The following is a 6,927-nucleotide window of genomic DNA, read 5'->3' on the forward strand; positions in this document are numbered from 1 at the left end:
CACCGATCGCCTTCTCGGGCCATGGCCGCTTCGGCGTCGTCGGGCCGTGCTCATCCGTGGCGCCGAGGCTCGATCGCCACGTGCGGGGGATGGTGACGTCGCCGCCCTGTGCTGTTACCTCCCGGGCGGTTACCTCCCGGTCTCGGACAGCGCCAGCCCGGTGCCCGCGTCGAACAGGTGCGCGCGGTCCAGGTCGACCGTGACGTGCAGCCGCTCGCCCGGCGTAGCGGTGAAGGTGGGTCGTGCCTTGACCTTGAGCATCTCCGTCCCCACCTGGACGTCGACCACCGTTCGGTCACCGAGCGGCTCAAGGCCGTAGAGCTCACCCGGCAACGACGTGTCCCCACGCCGCTCGACGGACAGGTCCTCCGCGCGCAGGCCCAGCAGCAGCGGACGACGGTCCTCAGCCGTGGTCCAGCGGGGCCGCGGCAGCGTCCAGCCTTCCGCCCCGACCAGACGATCTCCCTCGGCGTGGCAGGCGAGCAGGCTGATCGACGGGCTCCCGACGAAGCCTGCGACCCACTGGTTGGCCGGGCGCTCGTACACCTCGGTCGGCGTTCCGACCTGTTGCACCTTCCCCTCCTTGAGGACCGCGACCTGGTCGGCCATGGACAGGGCCTCGACCTGGTCGTTGGTCACGTAGACGAAGGTTCCGCCGAGGCTCCGGTGGATGCGGGTGAGCTCGGTGCGCATCTCGACGCGGAGCTTGAGGTCGAGGTTCGTCAGCGGCTCGTCCATGAGAAACGCGCGCGGGCGACGGACCAGAGCCCGGGCCAGGGCGACACGCTGCATCTCACCGCCCGACATCTGCGCGGGACGACGCTGCAGCAGACGTTCGATGTGCAGCAGGCTCGACATCTGCTCGACGGCAGCGGCGATCTCGCTCGAAGAACAGCGGCGGGCCCGCAGCGGCGAAGCGATGTTCTCGTACGCCGTGCGTCGCGGATAGAGGGCGTAGCTCTGGAAGACCATGGCCAGGTCGCGAGCGGCCGGGGTGTCACCGGTCGCGTCCCTCCCGTCCAGGTGCACCGACCCGGCGTCAAGCTTCTCAAGGCCGGCGATCGCTCGCAGGGTCGTCGTCTTGCCTGCCCCGGAGGGCCCGAGCACGACGAAGAACGAGCCGTCCGGCACGTCCAGCGTCACCCCGTCCAGGGCCTGGACTTTGCCGAAGGACTTGCGCAGCCCGTGTACTGCCACGGTTCCCATCAGGCCACCAGCTCTTCCGTGTCCACGTCGTAGACCGGCGGGGGCCCGCCGGTGTGCCGCAGCCCGACCGGTGCGTCAGCAGCGAAACGGACGGTCGGCGCCATCCGAACTCGTACGTCGCGCTGGCCGCCGTGGTCGACCACGTAGATGATTTCGTCACCCAGCCACTCCGCCGAGACCACGCGGGCCGGGACCGAACCTTCCGCCCCTGGTTCTGTGACTTCCAGCGCCTCCGGACGGACGCCCGCGACCAGGCGACGGTCGCGCGGCAGGCCTGGCGGTGGCGTGAGGACCAGTCCGCCCTGACTGCGCAGCTTCCCGTCGGCCACCTCCACCTCGATCAGGTTCATCGGCGGGGAGCCGATGAACGCGGCGCAGAAAAGACTCGCCGGACGGTCGTAGACCTCCAGCGGGGTGCCGATCTGCTCGACGCGGCCCTTGTTGAGGATGGCGATTCTGTGACCGAGCGACATCGCCTCGACCTGGTCGTGGGTGACGTAGACCATCGTCGTCCCCAGTTCCCCCTGCAGGTGCTTGATCTCCGTGCGCATGTCCGCCCTCAGCTCCGCGTCCAGATTGGTGAGGGGTTCGTCCATGAGGAACGCGCGCGGTCGTCGCACCAGGGCGCGAGCAAGCGCGACGCGCTGCTGCTCCCCGCCGGACAGCCGGTGCGGTCGCCGGTCCAGGAGCGGACCGAGCCGCATCAGCCGGGCGGCCTCGTCGACCCGCTCCTGCACCTCCGCCTTGGGCAGTCCCTCGGCCCGCAGTGGGAACGCCAGGTTGTCGCGGGTTCTCAGATGCGGGTAGAGAGCGTAGAACTGGAACACCATGGCGATGTCGCGCTCGGCGGGCGGCAGGTCGTTGACCAGCGTGTCGCCGATGCGGATGTCGCCCGACGTCTGCCTCTCCAGGCCGGCTATGGCCCGCAGCGTGGTCGTCTTGCCGCAACCCGAAGGGCCGAGCATCACGAACAGCTCGCCGTCGCCGATGGACAGGTCCACGTGCTCGACTGCGACCGTCCCATCCGGGTAGCGCTTGTGCAGGGTGGTCACCTCGATGCCCGCCATCAGCGTCGCACCGCCCCGAGCGTCACACCGGCGACGAGGTGCTTGCGCACCAGGTAGGCGAAGACGAGCACCGGTAGGGCGAAGACCACGGAGGCGGCGGCCACGAGACCCCAGTCCACGGTGGTTCCACCGATGAGGCCGGCGATGGCGGGTGGGGCCGTCCGCACGCTGTCGCTGGAGGTGAGGAAGATGGCGAACACGAACTCGTTCCACGAGAAGATGAGTGCGAAGACCGCCGTCGCGGCGATACCGGGCAGGAGCAGGGGAAGGGTGAATTTCCAGAACGCCTGCAGGCGGGTGTAGCCGTCGAGCATGGCGGCATCCTCGTACTCTGCGGGCACCTCGTCGACGAACCCCTTCATCATCCAGATCGTGAACGGGACGTTGAACGCGGTGTAGATGAGGATCAGGCCGAGCTTGTTGTCGATGAGCCCGAGCTGGCGGTACATGAGGAAGATCGGGATCACGACCACCACGGGCGGCATGAAGCGGGTGGACAGGATGAAGAACAGTTGGTCCTTCTTGGCCTTCACGGAGAAGCGTGAGTAGGCCCAGGCCGCCGGGACCCCCAGCACGGTGGCCAGCGCCGTGGAGACCCCGGCGACCACGACGGAGTTGAGGAACGAGACGGACAAGGCCGAGCGACCGCCGCCGGAGCCGGCGAACACGTCCTTGAAATGGTCCAGAGTGACCTTGAAGTCGAAGAACTTGGCCGGGATGGCGTAGACGTCCCGGTTCTCCTTGATGGACGTCTCGATCATCCACAGCACCGGAAAGAGCATCACGACGGCCAGCACGGTCAGCAGCGCGACCTCCAGCACGGAGCGGCCCCGGCCACCACGGCGCCGCGTGGGTGGTGCGTCATCCCGGCCAGGACCTGCGGACACGGCCTCGTCAACGGAGACGGCCATCAGTCCTCCTTGAGCTTGTTCAAGTAGCGCAGGTAGAGCTGCGTGAGGACGAGGACGATGAGGACCATGAGGATCCCGTACGCCGAGGCGGTTCCGGTGTTGAAGCCCAGGAACGCGACCTTGTAGACGTGGAACGACAACGTCTCGGTGGAAACCCCCGGACCTCCGCTGGTGAGGATGTAGACGAGGTCGAACAGCCGGAAGGCCTCGATGGCCCTGAACAACACGGCGATGAGGAGCAGCGGCCACACCAGCGGAAGAGTGATGGTGCGGAACCGGAACCACTCGGACGCCCGGTCGATCGAGGCGGCCTCGTACAGGTACTTGGGGACCGCGGTAAGGCCCGCAAGTGCGATGAGCATGATGAACGGCGTCCATTGCCAGGTGTCGACCACGATCAGGGAAAGCAGTGCCGTTCCCTGCTGGGTGAGCCACTCCACCTGCCCCAGGCCGAGCGAGCCGAGCATGCTGTTGATCACGCCGAACTGCGCGTCGAGCATGAATCGCCAGAACAGCCCGACCACGACCGGCGACAGCATCATCGGAACCAGGAACAGAGTGGTCAGCAGTCCCCGCCCGTGCGTGCGCCGTGAGATCAGGTAGGCGATGGTGAAACCGAGCACGGTCTGCAGGGCGACCGCGCCGACCACGTAGATCAACGTCGTGAAGGCCCTCAGGTGGACCTGCGCCGACGTCAGGATGGCGGTGTAGTTCTCGAACCAAACGAAATGGGCGGGCCCCCCGCGGGTGGCCGAGTAGTCGGTGAAAGACAGGTACAACGCCCACAGCAACGGGAACACCGACATCGCGAGCAACAGCAGCAACGCGGGGGAGATGAAGGCCCCGGCGAGCCAGCGGTCGCTCAGGCGGCGGGACCGGCCCGGTGCAGGCGGCGTCGCGGACGCCGCCTGCCCGGGCTGGTCGATCGTCAGAGGAGCGGACTCACTCACAGTCCGCCGCCGCCCTTGCGGCCGCTGGAGTCGAGCACGGCCTGCTGCTCCTTGGCGATGTCGTCGAGCGCGTCCTTCGGCTTCTTCGCGCCGTTCAGAGCCGCGTTCACGTTGGTGTTCTCGATGTCGATGAGGCGCGCGTACTCGGGCACATTCCACATGTCCCGCATCCGCGAAACCGAGTCGGTGTACACCTTGTTGAACGGCCCGGCGTTGAGGAACTCGGGCGACTCCAGGGCGTCCGTACGCGACGGCACGCCACCGGCGGCGGCCCACTTCTTCTGGATGTCAGCCCGCTCGAACCACTTCATGAAGTTCAGGGCCTCCGCCTGGTTCGCCTTCGGGGAGTAGGCCGACACGTGCATCCCCATGCCGCCGAGAGGCACCAGGTTCGTCTTCTGGCTCGGCAGGGGGGCGAAACCCAGCTTGTCGAGAATCTGCTCCCGCGTGGTGCCGAGCGTGGACTGCTTCGGGTCGAGCAGGCCGCCGCTCGCGGCGATCCAGTTGAACGCGATGCATGCCTTGCCCTGGGCGACCGCCGCGTTCACCTCGTCGATGAACCAGTTGCCGGAGCCCTTGGCGGTCAGCGGCTTCATCTTGTTGACCAGGACGTCCATCGCCTCCTGGCCCGCGGCGTCGTTGACGACGCCGTCGATCTTGCGCGACTTGGCGTCCCAGAGGTTGCCGCCGTAGACGCCGTTGACCGTGTTGTAGGTCACGGCCGCGGCGTCGGAGCCGTTGGCCTGGTGGAAAGCCAGCCCGCTGACGCCGGGGTTGTCCGCCTGGCACTTCTCGGCGACCGAGATCATCTCGTCCCAGGTCTGCGGCGGCTTGTCGCCGATCAGGTCCTTGCGGTAGATCATCGTCCAGGTGTCGCCGAGCAGCGGCAGTCCGTACAGGCTGGCGTTCTCGTCGCGCTTCCCGGTCTCCGCCTGGGGGTACTGGCCGTAGGCCGCCAGGAGGTACGGGTTGTAGGCCTTGACATCGATGTTCTTCTTGACGAAGTCGGTGATGTCGAGGATGTTGCCGTTCGTCACGGCCTCGCCGATGTGCTGCGAGTCCAGGATCGGGATGTCGAAGTCGGTCTTGCGCGCGGCGAACTGGGTGAACATCGCGTCGTGCCAGTTCGCGTTCGGCACGGTCTTGACCTTGATGGTCACGTTCGACCGCTCCTTGGTGTACTCCGCGTTCGCGAAGTCCTCCAGCGCGTGGGCGGGGGGCCAGTCGAACCAGATGAAGCTGAGGGTCAGCGGGTCCTTGGTGAGCTCCGGGATGGTCGCCGGCGCCTTGGGGGCGCTCGCGTTCGCGCCGTCGTCCTCGCCGCCGCCGCAAGCCGCCATGGTCGTGACCACCAACATGGCCGCCGTCGCCAGCCGCGCCGTTCGACCGGGCACGGACAGTCGTCCTATTCGCCTTGGATACCGCATCTTCTTGCCTGCTTTCTGGGTGGGGAGGTTCTGGAGCCCTGCTGCGTGGTTCGCCGAGCAGTTGCTGGGGGGTGTTCAGGCGTGTTGCCGGCTGTCGCAGGGCTGACCCGCAGACCGGCGTCACGGGTACGCCGCGACGTAATGGGGCTTCAAGCAGTCGAGAAGTCCTCTGGTCCTTATCGGCCTGGGGGCGAACCGAGCAGGACGTCGAACATGCTCATTGGAGCTCCAACTGATCGAAGCGGAGCGATGACGGGGGGATTTCGTGAGGGTGAAGGATGGCTGGCATCCGCCACCTTTCCTATACGATCCGAGTGGGGGCGTCAACATCCCGCAGCGTTGCGACCGAATTCAACAGGTTTCCGAAAACGTAAGAAAGGCCTCACGTCACGATGGACGACGAAGTGATGACCGCGCGGCGCCGTGGGGCCATGACGGGCGGAACGCCGCCGCGAAGATCTCGCGGCCGGCTTGCCGACGAGGTGTACGACACGCTGCTCGGACAGCTGATGTCGCTACGGATCGAGCCTGGCTCCCGCGTCACGATCGACGTCCTGGCGCGAGAACTGGGGGTCTCGCAGACGCCGATCCGAGACGCTCTGAACCGCATGGAGGCCGAGGGCCTGGTCGTGCGTGTGCCCCACGCCGGCTATCGCATTCCCCCCCAGATCACCCGTCAGCGATTCGAGGACATGCTTGAGGTCCGCCTTCTCCTCGAGCCGGCGGCGGCGCGCAGATCCGCCGAGCGCGCATCCTCCAAGCAGGTGGCCGGCCTGCGACGAATGCTGGAGGAGATGGCGGAGCTGGAGGGGGGTGGCGACGGGCTCATGGCCTATGGCGCCTTCGGGCTGCGCGACGCCGCTTTTCACGATCTCGTCGCCCTGAGCGCGGAGAACCAGGTCATCCGCGAGGCGCTCGCTCGCCTGCACACGCACGTGCACCTGTTCCGGCTTCTCCACGACACCCAGGTCACTCACCTGGCCATGGCCGAGCACGAAGAGGTTCTGGCCGCGATCGCCGCGCGTGACCCCGACGCCGCCGCCTACGCCATGCGCCGGCACATCCTGCTGTCCGGCGAGCGGTTCCGGCGGTTGTTCGACGAAGTCAAGGGTTCGGACGGAATGGCGGTAAAGGCTTGACGGGCGGGCCGGGCCAGGGAATGCTGACTCCGGATCAGATCGGATCGGATCTGATCTCCTCACCCGCCTCAGATGCGAGGAGAAGCAGGTGCCTAGAGCACTGCTCCTTACCGGCGACGCCGCCGAGGAGCTCGACACCATGTATCCCTACTATCGCGTGCAGGAGGGCGGCTGGGACGTCGACGTCTCGTCACGGACGCTGCGTGACGTTCAGCTGGTCATCCACG

The 6,927-nt window shown here is 67.1% G+C and carries 6 protein-coding genes; 1 reads left to right on the forward strand and 5 read right to left on the reverse strand.

Annotation, left to right across the window (positions count from 1 at the left end):
- Positions 1–129: 129 nt before the first annotated feature.
- The 5 genes from HHX33_RS25490 to HHX33_RS25510 are packed head-to-tail and all read right to left on the reverse strand — an operon-like array spanning position 130 to position 5,528.
- Positions 130–1,206, reverse strand: a complete 1,077-nt coding sequence (locus HHX33_RS25490; protein ID WP_182876814.1) for an ABC transporter ATP-binding protein — start codon at positions 1,204–1,206, stop codon at positions 130–132.
- Positions 1,206–2,273 (reverse strand): ABC transporter ATP-binding protein, encoded by a 1,068-nt coding sequence (locus HHX33_RS25495; protein WP_111697793.1) that lies wholly within the window; start codon positions 2,271–2,273, stop codon positions 1,206–1,208. Before HHX33_RS25495 ends, HHX33_RS25490 begins: the two co-directional genes overlap by 1 nt.
- A complete protein-coding gene (locus tag HHX33_RS25500) occupies positions 2,273–3,184 on the reverse strand; it encodes a carbohydrate ABC transporter permease (RefSeq protein WP_182876815.1) in 912 nt (303 codons plus the stop codon). Before HHX33_RS25500 ends, HHX33_RS25495 begins: the two co-directional genes overlap by 1 nt.
- Positions 3,184–4,134: a carbohydrate ABC transporter permease gene (locus HHX33_RS25505; RefSeq protein WP_182876816.1), complete on the reverse strand. Its 951-nt coding sequence runs from the start codon at positions 4,132–4,134 to the stop codon at positions 3,184–3,186. The genes HHX33_RS25500 and HHX33_RS25505 overlap by 1 nt, the downstream gene beginning before the upstream one ends.
- Positions 4,131–5,528 (reverse strand): sugar ABC transporter substrate-binding protein, encoded by a 1,398-nt coding sequence (locus HHX33_RS25510; RefSeq protein WP_208758935.1) that lies wholly within the window; start codon positions 5,526–5,528, stop codon positions 4,131–4,133. The genes HHX33_RS25505 and HHX33_RS25510 overlap by 4 nt, the downstream gene beginning before the upstream one ends.
- A 425-nt stretch (positions 5,529–5,953) precedes the next feature.
- Between HHX33_RS25510 and HHX33_RS25515 the strand changes: the two genes are divergently transcribed.
- Positions 5,954–6,700 carry a GntR family transcriptional regulator gene (locus tag HHX33_RS25515; protein ID WP_138460689.1) on the forward strand — a complete coding sequence of 249 codons (747 nt, stop codon included), beginning with the start codon at positions 5,954–5,956 and terminating at the stop codon, positions 6,698–6,700.
- The last annotated feature ends 227 nt before the right edge of the window (positions 6,701–6,927 follow it).

This window comes from Microbispora sp. H10670 (assembly GCF_014161385.1).
Classification (GTDB): domain Bacteria; phylum Actinomycetota; class Actinomycetes; order Streptosporangiales; family Streptosporangiaceae; genus Microbispora; species Microbispora triticiradicis.

Coding starts and splice junctions, on each gene's coding strand:
- HHX33_RS25495 (WP_111697793.1), bottom strand. CDS start 2,273: ATGGCGGGCATCGAGGTGACCACCCTGCACAAGCGCTACCCGGATGGG.
- HHX33_RS25500 (WP_182876815.1), bottom strand. CDS start 3,184: ATGGCCGTCTCCGTTGACGAGGCCGTGTCCGCAGGTCCTGGCCGGGAT.
- HHX33_RS25490 (WP_182876814.1), bottom strand. CDS start 1,206: ATGGGAACCGTGGCAGTACACGGGCTGCGCAAGTCCTTCGGCAAAGTC.
- HHX33_RS25515 (WP_138460689.1), top strand. CDS start 5,954: ATGGACGACGAAGTGATGACCGCGCGGCGCCGTGGGGCCATGACGGGC.